This is a genomic window from Glaciimonas soli, assembly GCF_009497155.1.
GTDB classification, from domain to species: Bacteria; Pseudomonadota; Gammaproteobacteria; order Burkholderiales; family Burkholderiaceae_D; genus Glaciimonas; species Glaciimonas soli.
Genome location: NZ_WINI01000007.1, coordinates 139,808 through 159,993, shown reverse-complemented (window position 1 = coordinate 159,993; position 20,186 = coordinate 139,808). Strand labels below are relative to the sequence as shown.

The 20,186-nt window shown below is 48.1% G+C and carries 19 protein-coding genes; 9 read left to right on the top strand and 10 right to left on the bottom strand.

Annotated features, from left to right (window positions below; translation table 11 throughout):
* Positions 1 to 25: 25 nt before the first annotated feature.
* The 3 genes from lptF to GEV47_RS12960 are packed head-to-tail and all read left to right on the top strand — an operon-like array spanning position 26 to position 2,707.
* On the top strand, positions 26 to 1,192 hold the full coding sequence (lptF, locus tag GEV47_RS12970; RefSeq protein WP_153235186.1) for an LPS export ABC transporter permease LptF: 1,167 nt from the start codon (positions 26 to 28) through the stop codon (positions 1,190 to 1,192).
* On the top strand, positions 1,189 to 2,328 hold the full coding sequence (gene lptG / locus GEV47_RS12965) for an LPS export ABC transporter permease LptG (RefSeq protein WP_153235185.1): 1,140 nt from the start codon (positions 1,189 to 1,191) through the stop codon (positions 2,326 to 2,328). The genes lptF and lptG overlap by 4 nt, the downstream gene beginning before the upstream one ends.
* Before the next feature lies 1 nt (position 2,329).
* Positions 2,330 to 2,707, top strand: coding sequence for a sirohydrochlorin chelatase (locus GEV47_RS12960; RefSeq protein WP_153235184.1), 378 nt, complete (start codon positions 2,330 to 2,332; stop codon positions 2,705 to 2,707).
* A 41-nt stretch (positions 2,708 to 2,748) separates the two neighbouring features.
* Here the strand turns inward: GEV47_RS12960 and cobA are convergent, their stop codons facing one another.
* Genes cobA through GEV47_RS12925 form a run of 7 tightly spaced genes read right to left on the bottom strand, consistent with a single transcriptional unit; the run spans position 2,749 to position 9,625 of the window.
* On the bottom strand, positions 2,749 to 3,516 hold the full coding sequence (cobA, locus tag GEV47_RS12955) for a uroporphyrinogen-III C-methyltransferase (RefSeq protein WP_153235183.1): 768 nt from the start codon (positions 3,514 to 3,516) through the stop codon (positions 2,749 to 2,751).
* Positions 3,517 to 3,562: 46 nt separating this feature from the next.
* A complete protein-coding gene (locus GEV47_RS12950; protein WP_153235182.1) occupies positions 3,563 to 4,885 on the bottom strand; it encodes a sulfate adenylyltransferase subunit 1 in 1,323 nt (440 codons plus the stop codon).
* Complete coding sequence (gene cysD / locus GEV47_RS12945) at positions 4,885 to 5,820, bottom strand: sulfate adenylyltransferase subunit CysD (RefSeq protein ID WP_153235181.1); 936 nt, start codon at positions 5,818 to 5,820, stop codon at positions 4,885 to 4,887. The genes GEV47_RS12950 and cysD overlap by 1 nt, the downstream gene beginning before the upstream one ends.
* 37 nt (positions 5,821 to 5,857) lie before the next feature.
* Positions 5,858 to 6,595, bottom strand: a complete 738-nt coding sequence (locus tag GEV47_RS12940; RefSeq protein ID WP_153235180.1) for a phosphoadenylyl-sulfate reductase — start codon at positions 6,593 to 6,595, stop codon at positions 5,858 to 5,860.
* Complete coding sequence (locus GEV47_RS12935; RefSeq protein ID WP_322741642.1) at positions 6,592 to 7,122, bottom strand: DUF934 domain-containing protein; 531 nt, start codon at positions 7,120 to 7,122, stop codon at positions 6,592 to 6,594. Before GEV47_RS12935 ends, GEV47_RS12940 begins: the two co-directional genes overlap by 4 nt.
* Complete coding sequence (locus tag GEV47_RS12930; RefSeq protein ID WP_153235179.1) at positions 7,115 to 8,818, bottom strand: nitrite/sulfite reductase; 1,704 nt, start codon at positions 8,816 to 8,818, stop codon at positions 7,115 to 7,117. The genes GEV47_RS12935 and GEV47_RS12930 overlap by 8 nt, the downstream gene beginning before the upstream one ends.
* A 33-nt stretch (positions 8,819 to 8,851) precedes the next feature.
* Positions 8,852 to 9,625 (bottom strand): sulfite exporter TauE/SafE family protein, encoded by a 774-nt coding sequence (locus GEV47_RS12925; protein ID WP_153235178.1) that lies wholly within the window; start codon positions 9,623 to 9,625, stop codon positions 8,852 to 8,854.
* A 380-nt stretch (positions 9,626 to 10,005) separates the two neighbouring features.
* On the opposite strand from GEV47_RS12925, the gene GEV47_RS12920 reads away from it, so the two are divergent.
* The gene (locus tag GEV47_RS12920) at positions 10,006 to 10,947 is read left to right on the top strand and encodes a CysB family HTH-type transcriptional regulator (RefSeq protein ID WP_153235177.1); all 942 of its coding nucleotides are present in this window, start codon (positions 10,006 to 10,008) and stop codon (positions 10,945 to 10,947) included.
* A 78-nt stretch (positions 10,948 to 11,025) separates the two neighbouring features.
* Here the strand turns inward: GEV47_RS12920 and GEV47_RS19720 are convergent, their stop codons facing one another.
* Positions 11,026 to 11,154, bottom strand: coding sequence for a hypothetical protein (locus GEV47_RS19720; RefSeq protein ID WP_265588508.1), 129 nt, complete (start codon positions 11,152 to 11,154; stop codon positions 11,026 to 11,028).
* A gap of 146 nt (positions 11,155 to 11,300) precedes the next feature.
* Complete coding sequence (locus GEV47_RS12915) at positions 11,301 to 12,896, bottom strand: MFS transporter (protein WP_153235176.1); 1,596 nt, start codon at positions 12,894 to 12,896, stop codon at positions 11,301 to 11,303.
* A gap of 260 nt (positions 12,897 to 13,156) precedes the next feature.
* On the opposite strand from GEV47_RS12915, the gene GEV47_RS12910 reads away from it, so the two are divergent.
* The 4 genes from GEV47_RS12910 to GEV47_RS12895 all read left to right on the top strand — a co-directional run bounded on the left by GEV47_RS12910 (position 13,157) and on the right by GEV47_RS12895 (position 18,318).
* Complete coding sequence (locus tag GEV47_RS12910; RefSeq protein WP_153235175.1) at positions 13,157 to 14,479, top strand: chloride channel protein; 1,323 nt, start codon at positions 13,157 to 13,159, stop codon at positions 14,477 to 14,479.
* Between the two features lie 139 nt (positions 14,480 to 14,618).
* On the top strand, positions 14,619 to 15,287 hold the full coding sequence (locus GEV47_RS12905; RefSeq protein ID WP_153235174.1) for a class I SAM-dependent methyltransferase: 669 nt from the start codon (positions 14,619 to 14,621) through the stop codon (positions 15,285 to 15,287).
* Between the two features lie 343 nt (positions 15,288 to 15,630).
* On the top strand, positions 15,631 to 16,977 hold the full coding sequence (locus tag GEV47_RS12900; RefSeq protein WP_228124701.1) for an MFS transporter: 1,347 nt from the start codon (positions 15,631 to 15,633) through the stop codon (positions 16,975 to 16,977).
* A gap of 144 nt (positions 16,978 to 17,121) precedes the next feature.
* A complete protein-coding gene (locus GEV47_RS12895) occupies positions 17,122 to 18,318 on the top strand; it encodes a M20 aminoacylase family protein (RefSeq protein WP_153235173.1) in 1,197 nt (398 codons plus the stop codon).
* A gap of 109 nt (positions 18,319 to 18,427) precedes the next feature.
* On the opposite strand, the gene GEV47_RS12890 is transcribed toward GEV47_RS12895, so the two are convergent.
* Positions 18,428 to 18,946 carry a DUF1269 domain-containing protein gene (locus tag GEV47_RS12890; RefSeq protein ID WP_153235172.1) on the bottom strand — a complete coding sequence of 173 codons (519 nt, stop codon included), beginning with the start codon at positions 18,944 to 18,946 and terminating at the stop codon, positions 18,428 to 18,430.
* 755 nt (positions 18,947 to 19,701) lie between these two features.
* Here GEV47_RS12890 and GEV47_RS12885 point away from each other — a divergent pair.
* The gene (locus GEV47_RS12885) at positions 19,702 to 20,079 is read left to right on the top strand and encodes an MliC family protein (RefSeq protein ID WP_153235171.1); all 378 of its coding nucleotides are present in this window, start codon (positions 19,702 to 19,704) and stop codon (positions 20,077 to 20,079) included.
* Positions 20,080 to 20,186: the final 107 nt, after the last annotated feature.

Sequence of the window (20,186 nt, the reverse complement as noted above, 5' to 3'; positions counted from 1 at the left end):
TGTTGGTCTTTAATTATATCCTCCCATGATCTTTCAGCGCGCACTTCGACGCGAATTAATTAGCACCGCTGGTGCAGTTTTCACGACGCTCTTCACAATTACCATCACTGTGATGTTAATTAAGATATTAGGACAGGCCGCCGGTGGCCAGATTGCCTCGGGGGATGTGCTCGCCCTTATCAGCTTTCAAGCCTTGAATTATTTGCCAACCATTCTGATTTTGACTGGATACATTTCGGTCTTGATGGTGGTCACGCGCAGCTATCAGGATTCTGAAATGGTGGTTTGGTTCGCTTCCGGCCAGAGCCTGACACGATGGATTGCACCAGTGCTCACTTTTGGGCTGCCCATCATTATTTTGACTGCCATTTTGAGTTTTGTAGCTACCCCTTGGGCCAATCAGAAAAGTGCGGAGTATCGGGAGCGCTTTGAACAGCGCGAAGATCTGTCGCGTGTTTCGCCCGGTAAGTTTCAGGAATCGGCTGCCGCCAATCGCGTTTTTTTCGTTGAAGGCATGTCCGGTAATAGCGGCAATGTCAAAAATGTTTTTATCAACACGCAAAAAGATGGCAAAAACAGCATTGTGGTAGCCAAAGAGGGCATGGTTGAAGTGAAGCCTAATGGTGAAAAATTCCTGATTTTGTCAAAGGGTCGTCGTTACGACAGCAGCGGAATACCCGGCCAGGCCGATTTTAAGATTATGGAATTTGATCGCTATGGTGTGCTAGTGGCCAATCAGTCGGCCGCCGTTACCGGTGATAAATCGGCACAAGCTCTTTCGACTGCCGCTTTACTGGCACAGCCGACCAATTTTAATCGCGGCGAATTGTTGTGGCGTTTATCGCTGCCGTTGATGGCCTTATGTCTGATGTTGTTGGCAGTGCCGCTCAGTTTCGTGAATCCGCGTGTAGGGCGCTCTGCCAGCCTGGTGATTGCGCTTTTACTGTGTGTCACTTATCTGAACGTGATCAATATTTTTCAATCAGCGGTGCAACAAAACAAATGGTCGTTCGGCGTCGCATGGTGGCCGGCACATTTGGTGCTCTTGTGTATTGTGGCCTTGCTGTTCTTGTGGCGTTTGAACGTCAATAGCCCTTATCACCCATTGGTGATGTGGTCGGCTATAAAACATGCACGTTTAATTGATAAAACGCGTGACAGCAATAAAAATAAAAAATCGGTGGCGCCATGAAGGTATTACAACGTTATTTCACCGCTGAGATTGTGCGCTCGGTCATTTTCACTCTGATTGCATTTTTGGCTTTATTCACTTTTTTCGACTTGCTTGGCGAGCTCAAATCCGTAGGGCGCGGTGGCTATAAATTGCAGCATGCATTTGGTTTTGTCATGCTGGGCTTACCAAACTATGCCTATGAATTGATGCCGATTGCGGCATTGATTGGTACCATTTATACCTTGTCGCAATTTGCTGCGCGGTCGGAATTCACCATCATGCGCGCATCCTCCATGTCGACCAAAATGGCCGCATGGATGTTGATCAAGATAGGACTCATATTTGTGATTGCCACCGTCTTGATTGGCGAATTGGTTGCGCCCAAGAGCACAGAGTTTGCCGAGAAAGTAAAACTGCAGGCACAAGGTTCATCCATCTCGCAAGAATTCCGCTCCGGATTGTGGAGCAAAGATGTGATCCGTCAGAATGGTATGGAGGGCGACATTATTGGTTCGCGCTTTATCAACATTCGTGAAATTCGTCCTGATGGCCAATTAGAGGGCGTCAAAATGTACGAATTCGATAGTGAATTTCATATGACGGCGATGATATTGGCCAATCATGCCGACTATCAGGGTTCTCATGTATGGCGCTTGAGCGATGTCGTGAAAACCGATTTCGTCGCTGGTACGGGGGCTACCACAGAAAATATCAGTACCGCGCTCGCCACCATAAAAACGCCGCAGGTGGATATGGTGTCTGAGGTGACGCCAGAAATTCTTGCGGTATTGTTCGCCGATCCGGATCGTATGTCTTTGTATAACTTGCATAGTTATATCAATCATTTGAAAGAAAATAACCAGCATACTGAGCGCTATGAAATCGCCTTCTGGAAGAAGCTGATTTATCCATTCTCGGTCTTAGTCATGATGGCTTTGGCATTGCCATTTGCTTACTTACATTTCCGTGCCGGCGGCGTCAGTCTGAAAATTTTTACCGGCATCATGATTGGTGTCAGTTTTCAGTTGGTCAATAGTTTGTTCTCGCATGTCGGTTTGTTGAACACATGGCCGCCATTGATTACGGCCGCATTGCCAAGCCTGATATTCCTGCTGGCAGCGATGGGCGCTTTATGGCGGGTTGAGCGACATTGATATGTCTGTAAAAACACAACAAGCGCTGATTTTATTCGCCCATGGCTCACGCGATGCCGGATGGTTAGCGCCGTTCGAGCGCCTGCAAAAGATCACGCAGACGCAGCTGCCGGATGTGCACGTCAAGTTGGCATTTCTGGAGTTGATGGAGCCCAGGTTGCCGCCATTGTTGGCTGATTTAGCGGCAATGTCGATTCAAGAAGTCAGCGTAGTTCCAGTATTTTTAGGGCAGGGTGGGCATGTAAAACGTGACTTACCGGTACTGATTGCGCAAGCGCAGCAGCAATATCCGTCTATGCAGATTAAAGTCGTAGAGGCGGTTGGAGAGCAGGTAGAAGTGCTGCAGGCGATTGCGCAGTATTGTGTGAAGAGTTTGTAGATTTCTTAGGATGGGTATCGCTATGTTCTACCCATTCTGTGTCATGCAGCGTTTTGGCTAATTGTTTCTGTGATTGTTACTTGTTGAGCGATCCGACTTTGCAAGGCCTCACCTATCATCACCAACACCGGCCCATCACATTGCGCCAAACCTTCTTCTAACTGATCCAGTCGCAAGCGCAAGATACGTTGATTGTCACGGCTGCAATTTTCCACTACGACTACCGGAGTTGTTGCAGCACGGCCTTGTGCTAGCAAGCGTTGCGCTGTAGTGCTGGCTTCCCGGCCACCCATGTACTGCACCAGTGTGTCGCAATTTGGAATGTTGACTTGATCTGATTCATCTGGAGCAGTGCTGGATGTGAAGAAAGCCACGCTACGGGCGATTCCGCGCTTGGTCAGTGGCTGTTGTGACGCGGCAGCGGCGGCCAAAGCGGCGCTGATGCCGGGTACAACCTCTACTGTGATGCCATGACTTTCCAACGCACGTAATTCTTCATCTGCCCGACCAAACAACATCGGATCGCCGCCTTTCAAGCGAACGACGACCGCATATTTTTTTGCATTGTCGATCAACTGTTTGTTGATAAATTGCTGTGCGGTGGAGAGTTTCCCGCAGCGTTTCCCGACGGCGATTTTTTTCGCTTGCGGACAGAGTGCGAGCATGTCTTCAGTGACCAAAGCATCATGCAAAACCACATCTGCCAGCGCCAGAAAACGTGCGCCACGCACCGTGATCAGATCGGCAGCGCCGGGGCCAGCGCCGATTAGATAGACTTTGCCATAATGGGATGTGTGGTTGTTTTGCATAATGCTAAATCACTTTGCTAATTGCTTTAATTGCAGTAACTACGATTTAATCTAACCGAATCATCCCAGCTGCCACAGTCTGATGCGTCACTTCATCAATCAAAATGAACGCGCCGGTTGCACGAATTGCATCATAAGCATCGACAGCAATCGCTTGTTGCACGTTCAATGATACGCGCGCGATGTCGTTCAGTTGCAATGATGTTGCCGGACGTCGTTCTTGCGTATTAATGTCGAGCAGTGTATCGACATTAGTCACGCGGGCGGCACATTGTTTGCTGGTATGTTTGATCCAATACTTGCGACGCAGATCCAGCGCATCTTCCGACAGCCAGCATAAATCGGCGCTGACTGTTTTCAGCAGGGTTGGCGCACGGTCACTGGATGCCAGCATGTCACCGCGCGAAATATCCAGATGCTCTTCCAGCAATAAGGTCACCGATTGTCCGACTACGGCCGATTCCAGCGAACCTTCCAGTACCAAAATATCTTTCACCGTCGCACTCTGGCCACTCGGCTGTACCGTCAGCTTGTCGCCTTTGCTGACTTTGCCTGCTTCGATGCGACCCATGTAACCGCGAAAATCGTTGGCTTCGTGGCCGTTGTGGCGTGCCACTAATTGCACGGGGAAACGGAATGGCTCATCATGTGCTTCATCGTAGACGCTCAATGATTCCAGCAACTGAATCAGGGTTGGCCCTTGATACCACGGCATGTTGTCGCCAGCATCGACGACATTATCGCCAGCCAGTGCCGACAAAGGAATTGCCGTCACATCACGCAAACCGAGCTGCTGTGCGAACGCTTGATAAGCAGCGACGATGCGGTCATAGACGGTTTGATCATAATTCACCAAATCCATCTTATTGACGGCCACAATCACGTGTTCGATTTGTAGCAAATGCGCGATGGTGGAGTGGCGTTTAGTTTGCGTTAATAATTCAACGCTGCCGTCGTCACCGAATTTAACTTTAGAGACATCGACCAGAATAATGACCGCATCGGCAGTCGAGGCACCGGTCACCATGTTGCGTGTGTATTGCTCGTGCCCTGGGGTATCGGCGATGATGAATTTACGCTTTGGCGTTGCAAAATAACGGTAAGCGACATCAATCGTGATGCCTTGTTCGCGTTCTGCTTCCAGGCCATCGGTCAACAGCGACAGATCTATCGTGTCGCCGACTGTGCGCTTATGTTTAGCGCGCGACATGGCATCAAGTTGATCGGCAAAAATACCCTTGCTATCGAACAGCAAGCGACCTATCAGAGTGCTTTTTCCATCATCAACAGAACCAGCTGTAATAAAGCGTAGCAAGCCGCGTTCTTGAGCGGAGGTTTTCAACAGTTTTTCAGAAACGGCGGCATTCATCAGAAATATCCTTCTTTTTTACGTTTTTCCATGGAGGCTTCAGAAGTCTGATCATCCATCCGGGTAGCGCCACGTTCTGTAATTTGCGTGATCGCAGTTTCGGCGATGATGGCTTCGACAGTCGTGGCATCGGAAGCAACAGGGCAGGTGCAGGAGATATCGCCGACGGTGCGGAAGCGCACTTCGCGGGTTTCAACTACTTCACCTTCTTTGGCTGGCGTCAACGGCGTTAACGGCACTAACAAACCGTTGCGTGGAATAACCTGGCGCTGGTGTGCGAAATAAATGTTTGGCAATTCCAGTTTTTCACGTGCGATGTATTGCCAGACATCGAGTTCTGTCCAATTGGAAATCGGAAATACGCGCATGTTTTCGCCCGGATGGACGCGCGTGTTATACAAGTCCCACAATTCCGGGCGCTGTGCTTTTGGATTCCACTGACCGAATTCATCACGGAAAGAAAAAATCCGCTCTTTGGCACGGGCTTTTTCTTCATCGCGACGAGCACCGCCTATGCAGGCGTCAAATTTGTATTCGGCGATGGTTTCCAGCAAAGTTACTGCTTGCGCTGCGTTACGAGAATCGGTTTGCGGATTGCGCAGGCGTACCGTACCGCGTTTGATTGAATCTTCAACAGAACCGACGATCAGGCGTTCACCTAACTCGGCAGCACGTTTATCGCGGAAGGCAATGACTTCTTCAAAGTTATGACCAGTATCGATATGGACTAAAGGGAAGGGGAATTTGCCGGGGCGAAAAGCTTTTTCAGCCAGGCGCAACATCACCACCGAGTCTTTACCACCGGAAAATAGCAGCGCCGGATTACTGCATTCGGCAGCAACTTCACGCATGATGTGAATGGCTTCGGACTCCAACCAATCCAGATGACGGTCGCTGGTGTTATCCAGGAAAATTTTGTCTACGGCAGTGTTCATATCGATTTTCTTTTTTAAAAATTTCAACAAATGCTAATTAAGCGTTTTGCTGTGCAACCGGTTTAATCCGCACCAACTTCCCATCCACTACATGCAAACCACATTCCTTCGACTCTGGGGTTTCCCACCACCAGCGTCCGGCGCGTACATCTTCACCGGGTTGAATGGCACGGGTGCACGGTTCGCAACCTATCGATGGATAGCCTTTATCGTGCAGCGGGTTATACGGCACATTGTTGCTGCGGATGTATTCCCACACATCTGCTTCAGACCAATCGGCTAGTGGATTAAATTTCACCATGCCATGCGCTTCGTCCTGCTCTTGCACATGCAGTTCTGCACGTGTGACAGATTGTGCGCAGCGTTGGCCGGTAACCCATGCCTTGTTGCCAGCTAACGCACGATTCAATGGTTCCATCTTGCGTATGCGACAGCATTCTTTGCGCATTTCCACGCTGTCGTAAAACGCGTTCAAACCGTTTTGCGCAACGTACTGTGCGATTGCCTCAGGTTGTGGGCGGTAAGGCGTAACGTCATAACCATACGTCGTTTTAATCGTGTCCAGCATACCTAGTGTTTCAGCATGCAAACGACCAGTTTCCAAAGTGAAGATGCCGATAGAAAGTTTGTTGCGCAAGATCAAATCAGTTAGCACCATATCTTCAGCTGCCAGGCTGGAGGCAAATACCGCTGGCGTGAATTCACTGGCGATATTCTCTAAAGTCGCCGTTGTGGAGGCAATTAATTCTGGCAATGAAAAAGTAGTCTCCATCATGCACTTTCGCTAACCGACTGGCGATTTACACGGCGGAATAGCGGCGTTTTTTCATCCCACGATGTTTGATATTTTTCCGAAAAATCGGTCAACCCTTTTAACGCATCGTGAATGTCTTTATCTGCACGCACTGCAAAAGCATCAAAGCCGACGCGTGACATATAAAACAGTTGATCGCGTAAGACATCTCCAATCGCGCGTAATTCACCGGTAAAGCCAAAGCGTGTACGCAGATGAAAAGCGATAGAGTAACCACGGCCATCGGTGAAAGCAGGGAAGTCAACCGCGATCACGTCAAAATAGCTGAGGTCGTTTTTGATAACTTCAGCGCCCGTATCACCATTGAGCCATACACCTAAACCAGTGCGACCCTCCAACGGCGCGCGTTGTGCTTGCCAGACGGCGAAAGGAACGATCACTTTGCCGGCAGGTATAGCTACGCTTTCAGCAGTTTCACCTTCAGCTAAACGCAGTACGGTCCAGTCATCGGCGACGATTTGTTGATTTTTTATGATTTGATTAGACACAAGCTGCCTCTTCACTTTTCACTTCATTTAGTGCGGTTGCTATCGGTGTTGCGTAAACATATTCTTTGAACGGTGCGACGCCTATCCGTTGCACGGTGTCGATGAATAATTCTTCATCGGTACGCTGTTGCACATAGACATTCAGCAAGCGCTCGATCACGGTTGGCATTTGATCAGCTGCGAATGATGGGCCGATGATTTTGCCTATGCTAGTGCTGTTGCCTTGCGCGCCGCCGATAGACACTTGATACCACTCCGAACCATCTTTATCGACACCGAGAATGCCGATATTGCCGACGTGATGATGACCGCAGGCGTTGATGCAACCTGAGATGTTCAACTCGATATCGCCGATGTCATGCTGGAAATCGATGTTGTCGAATTTCTCTGCAATTGCTTCTGCAATCGGGATCGATTTGGCATTTGCCAATGAGCAGAAATCTCCGCCAGGGCAGCAAATCATATCGGTCAGCAAACCGATATTCGGCGTTGCCAGACCTTGTGCTTTAACCGCTTGCCAGAGCGTGAACAAGTCAGTTTGCTTGACATCAGCCAGCACCAGATTTTGCTCGTGCGTGACGCGGATTTCACCGAAACTGTATTTGTCGGTTAAGTCGGCAACGAAATCGAGTTGTTCTGCGGTGATGTCACCCGGTGGTACGCCGGTTTTTTTCAAAGATAGAACGACGGCGGCATAACCACTGCGTTTATGCGTTTTGACGTTGCGTTTTAACCAGTTTGAAAAAGCTTTATCAGTGGTTTTCAATTGTTCAAATTGTGCGTCAACAGCAGGTAAGGCTTCGTATGCAGGATCGTTGAAGTACTGAGCAACGCGTTGCAATTCTTCGACAGTCAATGTGCCTGGACCATCTTTGATTTCAGCCCATTCCGCTTCGACTTGACGACCAAATTCCTCTGGGCCCAATGCTTTTACCAAAATTTTGATACGTGCTTTGTATTTATTATCGCGCCGACCATATTGGTTATAGACGCGCAAAATTGCTTCCATGTAGGTCAATGCATGTTGCCAGGGCAGATATTCCCGGATTACGCTACCGATGATAGGCGTACGACCCATGCCGCCACCGACCATGACTTTGAAGCCGACTTCACCAGCGGCATTTCTGACCATGGTCAAACCGATATCGTGCACTGCCGTAGCGGCGCGATCTTCTTCAGCGCCATTGATGGCGAATTTAAATTTGCGCGGCAAGAAGGCGAATTCTGGATGGAAGGTACTCCATTGACGCAACATCTCTGCATAGGGGCGTGGATCTATCACTTCATCCGCAGCGACACCCGCGAACTCGTCGGAAGTGATATTGCGGATGCAATTGCCGGAAGTCTGGTTAGCATGCATTTCGACAGTAGCCAATTCCTGCAAAATCTCTGGGACATCTTCCAGTTTTATCCAATTGAATTGAATGTTTTGACGGGTTGTCATATGCCCATAGCCACGGTCGTATTTACGGGCAATATGCGCAAACATGCGCACTTGTGCTGACGACAGCAAGCCATAAGGGACTGCGATGCGCAGCATGTAGGCATGGCGCTGCATGTACAAACCGTTTTGAAGGCGCAGTGGCAGGAATTCTGCTTCGGTCAATTCACCGGACAGGCGACGGCGTACCTGATCTCGAAATTGTGCGATCCGTTCTTTAACAAGTTGATGGTCGTATTGATCGTAGCGGTACATCTTGTGTTCCTAACTCAGTATTTAAAATAAATTTTAATAAATTAATTTCACAGCAACTGTGGACAACGTGATGGCTAATAAGCCACGTAAAAACTTTTCAGGCACGGCACGTGCAGCGAGCGAACCTAAAGTGATGCCGGGGACAGAGCCAAGCAGTAGGGCTGCTAGCAGATTCCAGTCGATAGAGCCCAGCCACCAATGGCCTAAGGCGGCAATCGCGGTTAACGGCACGGCGTAGGCGATATCAGTTCCCGCAACTTCTGCAGGTGTCAGACGGGGGTAGAGCATGACTAGCAAAGTGGCGCCGACAGCACCCGCACCGATCGATGAAATCGTCACCAGTGCGCCGAGTACGACGCCAGACAATATCGTTGCGGCAGTTAACTTGGCGCCGCTTAGTTGTTTTTCCGGATGTGCATTTAGCCAGCGCAGTAACTTGCCTTTGAACAGCAAAGCGATAACAGTCAGAAATACCGAGGTGGCAATCGAATAGCGAATAAATTGACCTACGCCAGCATCGACAGCACCAAAATGTTTCAGGCCTAATGCGGTAATGATCGCTGCCGGCAGAGCGCCGATACAGAGCAGTCTGACGATGTTCCAACGTACGGTTCCACTAACGCGATGCGCAACCGTTCCCGCGACCTTGGTTGCCGAAGCAAACGCCAAATCGGTGCCGACTGCAACGCTGGGGTGTATGCCGAACAGCAGCGTCAACAATGGCGTCATCAGCGATCCACCGCCAACTCCCGTCAACCCTACCAATAATCCCACGGCAAAACCGCTCACTACATAAGAAAGAGTCATAAAGCCTCGTACAGAATAGGGTGAATCGTAATAAACTTCACACTTGATACCAACTACAGAGTATTTATTTGCTTATATGCATATTTGGTATATGAAAATTCGGGATGAGAATACGAATGATCAGCAATTGCTGCAGTTGAGTTAATAGAAAGTAAATTGATGGGCTTTTCCGCCTGCCAAGTCGGAAGCAGTAGGGCTTTATGCGGCTTGTTGCACGCGTGGGTAGTGGTTTCGCCGCTCCCTTTAAGGAAGGCGGCAGTCGTCGTGCGATATGGCGATGGCCGATATTGCTGTCAGATGAGAACAAATTGCGATGCTGCAGGAGCGACATATCGTATCCTGCAAACAAAAAATGAAAGAAATACAATGAAAGATATGTCATGAATCTCCATCAGTTCCGTTTTGTGCGCGAAGCAGTGCGGCAAAACTTCAATCTGACTGAGGCCGCCAAAGCGTTGTATACATCGCAACCCGGGGTCTCGAAAGCGATTATTGAATTGGAAGAAGAGTTGGGTGTTGATATTTTTACACGTCACGGAAAGCGCATCCGAGGTTTGACCGAACCCGGCCGTGAAGTGCTGAAGTCGGTTGAAATGATCATGCAAGAGATTGAAGGTCTGAAACGAATCGGCAAAGAGTACGCTGCTCATGACAGCGGAAGTTTCACGATCGCGACTACACATACTCAAGCGCGTTATTCATTGCCTAAGGTGGTACAGGCTTTTACGCAAAAATACCCTAAGGTACGATTGTCTTTATTGCAAGGAAATCCTAAGCAAGTGGCGGACATGGTGCGTAATGATCAGGCTGATTTGGCATTAGCGACGGAGACCATTGCTAATGCGGAAGGCTTGATTACTTTGCCGTGTTATCAATGGGAGCATGTGGTGGTGGTCCCGCCAGATCATCCGTTATTGCAGTCGAAGTCACTTACCTTAGAAGAGATCGCAACGTTTCCGTTGGTGACGTATGACCATGCTTTTGCGGGACGCAGCAAGATCGATCATGCCTTTTCTTTACGTAATCTCAAACCTGATGTGGTGTTAGAGGCAATTGATGCCGATGTGATCAAAACCTATGTTGAACTTGGCATGGGGGTAGGAATTATCGCTGGTATGGCATTTGATCCAGAACGTGATCCGAATTTACGAGCGATTAAAGTAGCGCATTTGTTTGGTACCAATGTCTCGCGCGTCGCGGTCAAGCAAGGCGCATATTTGCGTGGCTATGTGTACACATTCATTGAGTTATTGGCTCCCACCATGAACCGCAAGTTAATAGAGCAGTTGATGGCCGGAGAAAAAGATATGTACGAACTGTAATTGCGACGCATCTCAATGCATAAAAAAAACGCACCCGGGAGGGTGCGTTTTTTGTTCATGCTGCAGCGTTGATGCCAATTAACGATCATACCCACGATAGTAACCACCGCCACCGTAATAAGGACCGCCGCGTGGGACAACGATGCAACCGGCAAGCATAGAGCTTAATATTGTGCCAAGGACTACTAGTTTAATGAGCTTTTTCATATGCGCTCCTCCACGTCAATTGATGATGGAGTGAGGATGCCCGTGTTGTTGCTGGCTAGGTGATACCGTTTGGTGTTAGTTGTAAGCGCATGTTAAATCACACTTTAATAGAGCGCGATAAGCAAAGCCAATTTACAACGCAAAGCTTATTCACCAGCCGCGACATGTTCAATTTTCCCCTGCAGCTTAATTTGCGGTACGCGACGCACCAGAAATAATGAGATGACGGCAACCGCCACCGCCAAACTTACACCGGTATGAATAGAGCCGACCAGAGATTGTCGCGCTGCTTCTAATAACAATTGGCCGTTATGCCCGGCATCGGCTAATTGTTTTAAGACGCTGGCTTGGGTTTCGTGGCTGATCAGAATTTGCGGGTCTGCAAAGCTGGAAAACCACTGACCAGCCTTGTCGCTATCCAAAGCCTGTTGAACGCCATTGGCATACATATGATTAATCAGCGTGCCAGTGATGGCGGTGCCCAACATGCTGCCGATCATACGCAATGATTGCATTAACGCTGTGGCTATACCAAGATTTTCACGACCAGCTTCTTGCTGAATAAAGATCGTCAGATTCGGCAAGATTAGCCCTAATCCGAGTCCACCTAACGCCATGAAAGCAACGATCACGCTATGCGATGTCCAGCGGTGGGATATCACCACACCCATGCAGGATAATGCCAAGAGGGCGAAGCCGACATACAGCATCGTAATCGGATTTTTAAGGTGCATGATTATTCGGCCATTGGCGATACTGCTAATGGTGATACACGCTACCAGCGGCGTGATAAGCAAACCGGCTTCTTGCGGTGACAAGCCAAAACCGCCCTGATACAGCAGTGGCGAATAAAACATTAGCGCAAACATGGTAAAGCCGCTAAGTACCGATAGCAAAAACAAGGCCGATAATTTTGGGGCAAACAGTAAATTAAATGGCAATATCGGATGGGACGTATAGCGCTCCCATTTCCATAGTGCATAAAAAGACGCAATACTAGCGGCCAGCAAGCCCAGCATCACCAGCGATAGACCATGCTTAGGGAACATTTCGACGAACAATTGCAAGCCGCCTAGCGAGGTAGCAATTAACACAGCGCCTGGCCAATCAAGGCGCATCTTGCTATCAGGATCGCGATGTCGTAAATGCGGCAGGAATTTCCAGACGAAAATCAGCGATAAAACACCGACCGGAATATTGATATAAAACACCCAGCGCCAGCCCCAATATTGCGTCAAAAATCCACCCAACGAAGGGCCAACGGCGGTAGAAATACCGTACGCGGTGCTCATAAGCACCTGCCACCGCAAGCGTACATGCGCGCCGGGAAATAAATCAGGGATGCAGGCGAACGCAGTGCCGACCAGCATGCCGCCGCCTATGCCTTGAATGCCACGTGCAATGACGAGCCACAACATGCTATCGGACATGCCGCACAACACTGAAGAGCCCGTAAATAGAATAATCGAGACAATCACAAACGTCTTGCGACCGTAATAATCACCGAGACGACCGAAAATCGGGACGGTGATGACTGAAGTGAGCAAGTAAGAAGTGGCGACCCAAGCATATAGATCGAAGCCTTTCAGCTCAGCCACAATGGTTGGTAAAGCAGTACCTACTACGGTTGAGTCGAGACCAACCAGCATCACCACAAAAGCGATGCCTATCATGGCAAGTAAAGATTCACGGAAAGGGAGGACTTGATCGCTGGAGTGTGCAGCGGCGGAATGGAGAGCCATGTTATTGGTTTTGGAGCGATTGACTAACTGTGAATTATGTCTACAGCGATCAATTCAGATTGATTGGCAAAAACGTCATCATACGCTCGTTCGCTTGAGTCCGCTTAGGCATACCGATTAATGCATAACCAAACATGGTGACTTTGCCTCTTCTTGCTGTACAGTTATGAATACAACGTAAATAAATTATAATGCTGCCTTTGCATCGCGCTTGATGTCCGTATTTGGTGTCCGTACTTGAGCTGCTAAGAGCACACTTCATGATCCATTTTCTCTCTACTATTCCAGATCAGACTTGGCGACGTATTCGCCGCGCATGGCGCAAATACGGCATTTTATGGTTGGGAGCTGTGCTGGTTGGTCTCGTCGCGGTGTTGTATGCATGGCTGATAGATCTTGGATTTGCCGCTTTTCGCTCTGTACAACAAGCACATTTCTGGTTGCCCATCATTATTACTCCCGCGGTGAGCGCTTTATGCGTGTGGCTGACACGGCGTTATTTTCCGGGAGCCGAGGGCAGTGGTATTCCCCAAGTGATTGCAACGCTGGAAGAGGATACGACCGAGCGTGGATTGTCTTTATTGTCGATAAAAGTCGCGTTGGGGAAAATTGCCATTTCTTTTATGGCAATACTTGGCGGTATGACGATAGGCCGCGAAGGGCCGACAGTGCAGATTGGCGCCGCATTAATGTTCAATTTGCGGCGTTTGTATCCACGTGCCAATGCCGCCTTGGAGCGACGTTTGATTTTAGCCGGTGCTGCAGCGGGGCTTTCCGCCGCATTTAATACGCCGTTAGCGGGGATTGTGTTTGCGATCGAGGAATTGACGCGCAGTTTCGAGCATCGTGCCAGCGGTGTCGTGATTACGGTGATTATTTTTGCCGGGGTGGTGGCGTTAGGATTAAATGGCAATTACACCTATTTCGGCACGATACAGATCAATAGTGCGTTGACCGATATGGTTGCGTTGGCGGTCGTGATAACTGGTGTGGTGACCGGAATTGCGGGCGGTATTTTTTGCTGGTTGTTATTAAATACCAAACGCTGGATGCCTAAGGTTGTACAAACTTTGCGTAGCGAACGTCCGGTAGTGTTTGGCGCTGCTTGTGGTTTGCTGGTGGCGATGATCGGCATCGCTGCAAGCGGCCATACTTTTGGTAGTGGTTACGCTGAAGCGAAAAATCTGTTGGAAGGAAAAGAACAACTCTCGGCGTTTTATCCAGTGCTAAAAATGGCCTCCATGGTGGGGTCGTACTTGCCGGGTATTCCAGGCGGGATTTTTGCCCCGTCATTGTCGATCGGTGCGGGTTTTGGCAATCTGCTGCATCTGCTGTTTGAGCACGCTTCGTTGCAAATGTTGATTGCGTTGGCGATGGTTGGTTATCTGGCTGCTGTGACGCAATCGCCGATTACGGCATTCGTGATTGTGATGGAAATGATTAATGGCCACGCTCTGGTGATTTCGCTAATGGCAACTGCGCTCATCTCTAGTCGTATCTCACGTTTTTTTGCGCCACCGTTGTACGATGCATTATCTGAGCGTTATCGGCTTGCTGCCGCGTCAGCTATACCGGTTAAGTAATCGCCATAAGTATTTATGCGTTGTTGCCCTGCCTTGTCGTACTAAAGTACTGCCTGCGACTGGGTGTCTGGTCTAAATACTAATGCGGAATTACTTACTCCAGCTCCATTAAAGAATTAAAGTATTAAGGAAATGAAAAATGTTGAAAATTGATATGGCGGAGTATTACGCCAAACGTGCCGCAGTTTACGAAGATATTTATAGTGCGGCCGAACGCCAGGATGATTTGCTGACCTTGCAAGTGCGTGTGCAGGAAATTTTAGAAGGTCATGATGTATTGGAGGTTGGTTGTGGCACAGGCTTTTGGACTGAGCAGATTGCCGCAACTGCAAATTCTGTACTAGCGACGGATGTGAATCCAGAAATGATGAAGCTTGCTCAAGCGAAGAATTTTCCTGCCGATAAAGTTCAGTTTGCAATTGCAGACGTGTTTAATCTGCAGTTTGATCCACAGCCTGCGCAGCCATTTACTGCGGTTTTCCTTGGGTTTTTATGGTCACATATCGGCCGTCAGGATCAAAGCAAATTGCTGGCGCATTTACGGGAAAAACTAGGTGCTGATATCTTGTTGGTGATGATAGATAACAGTTACGTTGATGGCAGCAGTACCGTGATTGCGCGCACTGATGAATACGGTAACACCTATCAACATCGCCGTTTGCCGGGACAACCGAATGGTGATCGTTATGAAATTATGAAAAATTTTCCGACCGATAGCAATTTACGCAAGAGATTAGCCCCAGATACGCGTGATTTACGCATATTACGATTGGAATATTACTGGATGTTGAATTGCAAGTTGAAATGAAAATAAAGAAATAAAACAAAAAAACGCCGGATTTTATTCGGCGTTTTTTTTTCGTTTTAACGGATGAGATTACGCAAAATGGCAGTGAGCGGATGTGTTGTGTTTGATGGAGGTGCTTGTGTAGCATTGCTTTATTTATTTTTGATGCATAAGCAATTTGCAGGCATTAATTTCCCATTTTGTTGAAAATATAAAAATATTTCCCTTAGTCCCCCATGTGAATTAGTGTCAAATACTAAATTGATAATACTGCTATCTTAAAAAGATAGCAGTACCTCATATTGCTCTATAATGCTTTTCTGGCATTAATTTTTTAATAATTAAAACAGAAGAGGAAGACGATATGAGTATGATCGAAGAGGCAACACTAGATAGTAGGGCAAGCGTTACGATCGCCGAAAAAAGCCCAGCAAAAGTACAAGGAAAAATCAGCAAAGTTAAGTCCATAGTAGCCATTACTGTTGGCAACGGTTTGGAGTTTTTCGAATTTACGAGCTACAGTTTTTTTGCCATTATTATCGGCAAACTTTTTTTCCCCGCCGAAGGTGATATCGCGCAGTTATTGATGATCACGGCAACCTTTGGGATAGGCTTTATTGCACGTCCTGTCGGGGGTTTATTCCTGGGTTTGTATGCCGATCGTGCCGGCCGTAAAGCCGCGATGACATTAACATTGTCGCTGATGGCAATTGGTTCTGCCATCATCTTACTGGCTCCACCGTATGCTTACATAGGCGTGGCGGCACCGGTGCTCATTGTGCTGGCGCGCCTGATACAGGGTTTTGCGCTGGGCGGTGAAATTGGCGCATCCACATCTTTGCTGATGGAGTACGCGGATAACAATTCGCGCGGTTTTTATGGCGGCCTGCAACTTCTCAGCCAAAATGCTAGTGCGTTAGCCGGGTCATTGCTGGGATTGACGTTGACCACTTTCCTGAGCACAGAATCTCTGGAAAGTTGGGGATGGCGCCTCCCTTTTGCGATAGGTTTATTGATGGGGCCGCTTGGTGTGTTTATCCGTCGTAATCTGCATGAAACCCTGGATCATGAAGCACAAGAGGAAGCCAAAAGCAAAAGCACAAAACAAGCTATCGGCACCATTTTTTCGGAACAATGGCGCGTAATTTTGGCGGGCATTGCCATTGTCTCTGCAGGCACGTCTGCCGTGTACATCTCGATGTATTACATGCCGACATACGCCAAAATTTTGCATTTTCCGATGACGACAGGATTGTTGGCATCGTGCGTAGCGACGGGAGCAGCGAGTATTTTCGCACCGATCTGCGGCATGATTGCCGATCGTGTTGGCCGCAAAAAAATGTTGATAATGATAGTTACAGTGCAGATGATAGTAGCTTGTCCGGCATTTATGATTATCAACTCCCATCCATCACTACCACTATTTTTGACGGTGGTTGGAGCGTTGGCCTTGTTAGCTACTTTAATCGGTGTGCTGATGACGGTTTTTATCACAGAAATGTTCCCTAAGCACATACGTGCAACCGGCATATCGATTGTCTATTGTGTCGGCGTATCTTTATTTGGTGGCTTCGCACCTTTTATTTCAACCTTATTGATTCAACTATCGGGCAGTAATCTGGCGCCATCATGGTACTTAATATTCTGCTGCGTTTTGTGTTTATCGGCAGTGCCTTTTCTTGTTGAAAAAAACGGCAAGTCGCTTGATTAGTCGTTTGATGGGTTACTTGATTAAACGACGTAATGCGCAATTGAACAGAAGCAGGGCGGCAAAAAAATGTAGCTATCCTACTTCTGCGAGATAGTTGTCGCACATGAAATAAATATTTATATAGATAATATGAGGAGACGCAACATGAAATTGATCGACGCTATTGTTCAATCCCATGCTGAAATTCAAGCTATCCGACGTGACATTCACGCACATCCAGAGCTCTGTTACGAAGAAGACAGAACCGCCGATCTCGTCGTGAGCAAGCTGACAGAGTGGGATATTCCTTTTGTCCGTGGTTTGGGTAAGACGGGTGTCGTCGGCATGATTCAACACGGAAGTAGTTCACGCTCTATCGGCCTGCGTGCCGATATGGATGCATTGCCGATGGCAGAATTAAATACTTTTGCACATGCTTCTACGTATGCAGGAAAGATGCATGGATGTGGGCACGATGGCCACACTGCGATGCTGTTAGGTGCCGCCAAATATTTGTCAAAGCAACGTCATTTTGATGGCACGGTCTATTTGATTTTCCAGCCGGCAGAAGAAGGTGGCGCCGGTGCCAAACGAATGATAGAAGATGGACTATTTGAAAAATGTCCGATGGACGCAGTATTTGGCATGCATAACTTTCCCGGTGTTGCTACAGGTGCTTTTGCCGTCAAGTCTGGTGCGATGATGGCATCCAGTAATGAGTTTGAATTGACGATTATCGGGAAGGGTTCACACGCGGCACAACCGCAAAATAGCATTGATCCCGTGATGATCGCGGTGCAGATTGCGCAAAGCTGGCAAACCGTCATTACCCGCAATCGGAATCCCATAGATCCTGCCGTATTGTCGATTACCCAAATTCACGCAGGCACCGCAATCAATGTCATCCCTGATGAAGCGAAATTAATTGGTACCGTTCGCACCTTTTCAATGGAAACGACCGATTTAATCGAGCATCGTATGCGTGAAATCGCGTTACATACCGCAGCCGCATTTGGTGCTGCCATCGAATTCACATTTCATCGTAATTATCCACCACTGGTGAATCATGAAAAAGAAACGGCGTTTGCGATCGAGGTGATGCGTGCCATGTCCGACGAGGACAATGTGAATGTGGCCTTTGAACCGACGCTAGGATCAGAGGATTTTGCTTTCATGTTGCAGCATAAACCAGGTTGCTATGTCATCCTTGGTAATGGATCAGGTGATCATCGTACAAAAGGTCATGGGCTAGGGCCATGCCATTTGCATAATGGTAGTTATGATTTTAATGATGAACTACTGTCTATTGGTTCTAGTTATTGGGTGCATTTGGCGGAGGCATATTTAAAACCAGCCGCATAATGGGTTGTCCACGTGAGTTTCGTGTGTAATTTATATATCCTTAAAACCGCCGCAAGGGCACGAGATGTCGTGCCCTTGCGGGCAAAGGTAGTTATCGGCTATCGCAGTATTAAGGAAATACTGGAATATGTGATTCGACGCCACCAAATTTTGCTTCAGGATGACGCTTTTCTATCATGGCTTCGATTTCATTGACGCGTTGATAAGGCACATCGACTATCAATAAGACTTTGCCATTTTCAATATCCCCTTGAAAATTCGCCAGTCGCGAATTCGGTAAGGCTGCAGCTGCCATGCCGGACATCCAGCCACCCAATACCAGGCCGACGGCGGTGGTGATCAATATTGTTAATATATTCAGATGTATCCAGGCGGGTGGAAAAAATACTAGCCAGATGCCCCCTAGGAAACCGAGTAGTCCGCCGATAATCATGCCGTTTTGCGCACCATGAGTCAGGTCGGTTTTGTGCCAGAAACTGGCGTCCGGCATATCGTCGGGCAAGTCGCCATCTTTCGCCCAGAAGCGCATATGACTGATTTCTATCCGCGCTAATAACAATTCATCCAGCATTCCACGTGCGCTGCGGACATCCGGTAACATGAAATAAAGTCTTTGTCTGGCTAACATGATGGTCTCCTTGGCTTAAGTAGTGCCCAAAAACCGTTTAGATGTTGTTGCATCTATTTGTCGTCCTTGCTGGACGCGGTCGTGCCTGCATGCACAACCTGTTTCGCAGGCGAACTGCTGCGCAGTTCGAGTTCCCTGGCCTGTACTGCTCTCGTCGATGCGCCTAATCTAAACGGAATTTAGGCGCTACTTCACTTCAGTTTCCGCCACAAGGTGGTTCGATTACCATTGAAACGCGCAAGCACTTCTTCGACCGTTGGCGTTACTTCAGGTATTGCTTTTGGTACCGTTAATAATGCGCTTTTTGGTGATGTTGTGAAAGTAGTTTTTATCGTTGTTTCGGCGGCTAATTCCGGTGCTAAATTGATCACAAATACGAATACAAATACAAGCGCTCGCGCTTGCAAATGCTTTGCAGCCAAATGTAGTGTCTAACGCTCCATCAGATTAGGTAATTCACGCACATTACCAGGGCAGTGACAGCTCACAAATAATGTAGCGGGCGCTTTTAGCTCGACGTGCTAATTGCGATGTTTGCGCCTTTTTTTGTCATCGCTTGCACTTCAGGTTGGGTGGTGCATACGATAGAACAACGAATTGATAGCAAAATTATTTGCTGATCGACTAACTATGTTGGCCCAGAAGATTTAAAATTTGTTTTAATTGGTAGGCGAAAATAAACCCTGATCGGGATTTAATCTACACTCCGCCAGTCAGTAATAACTTCCTCAACAACTCATTTCCAGGTGAAAAAAATGTTCGCAAAATTCCCGATTTTTTCCGTAATGACCGCGACTTTATTGTTGAGTGCTTGTGGATCCAGTGTGCCATTAACTGAAACGCGTCCGGCATTGGCGGCTGTTATCCCTGGAATACCATCACCGTCGCTACACGCAGGGAAATATTCTTGTGAGTCAGGCAGTCGTGTAGAGATTCAACAAGATGATCGGGGCGCTGTGCAATTAATCTGGCTAGGCCGTGCTTATGTGATGACGCCGGTGGTTACCTCAACCGGTGCTGTGCGTTTGGAAAATGCGCAAAGTGGTTTGGTATGGATACAGATTCCCGCCAAGTCGATGCTGCTTAATACCAAACAAAGCTCTCAACTGGCGAATGGCTGTAACGCCGGTTAAATATAATTGTGCGGGGTAGGCGGCTCAAGAGCCAGCCCTCCCTATGCATCACAGGTGAAGGCGCAAAAAATCTGCCCCATTTTATTTTGTTTTTATCAGGAGTTTCA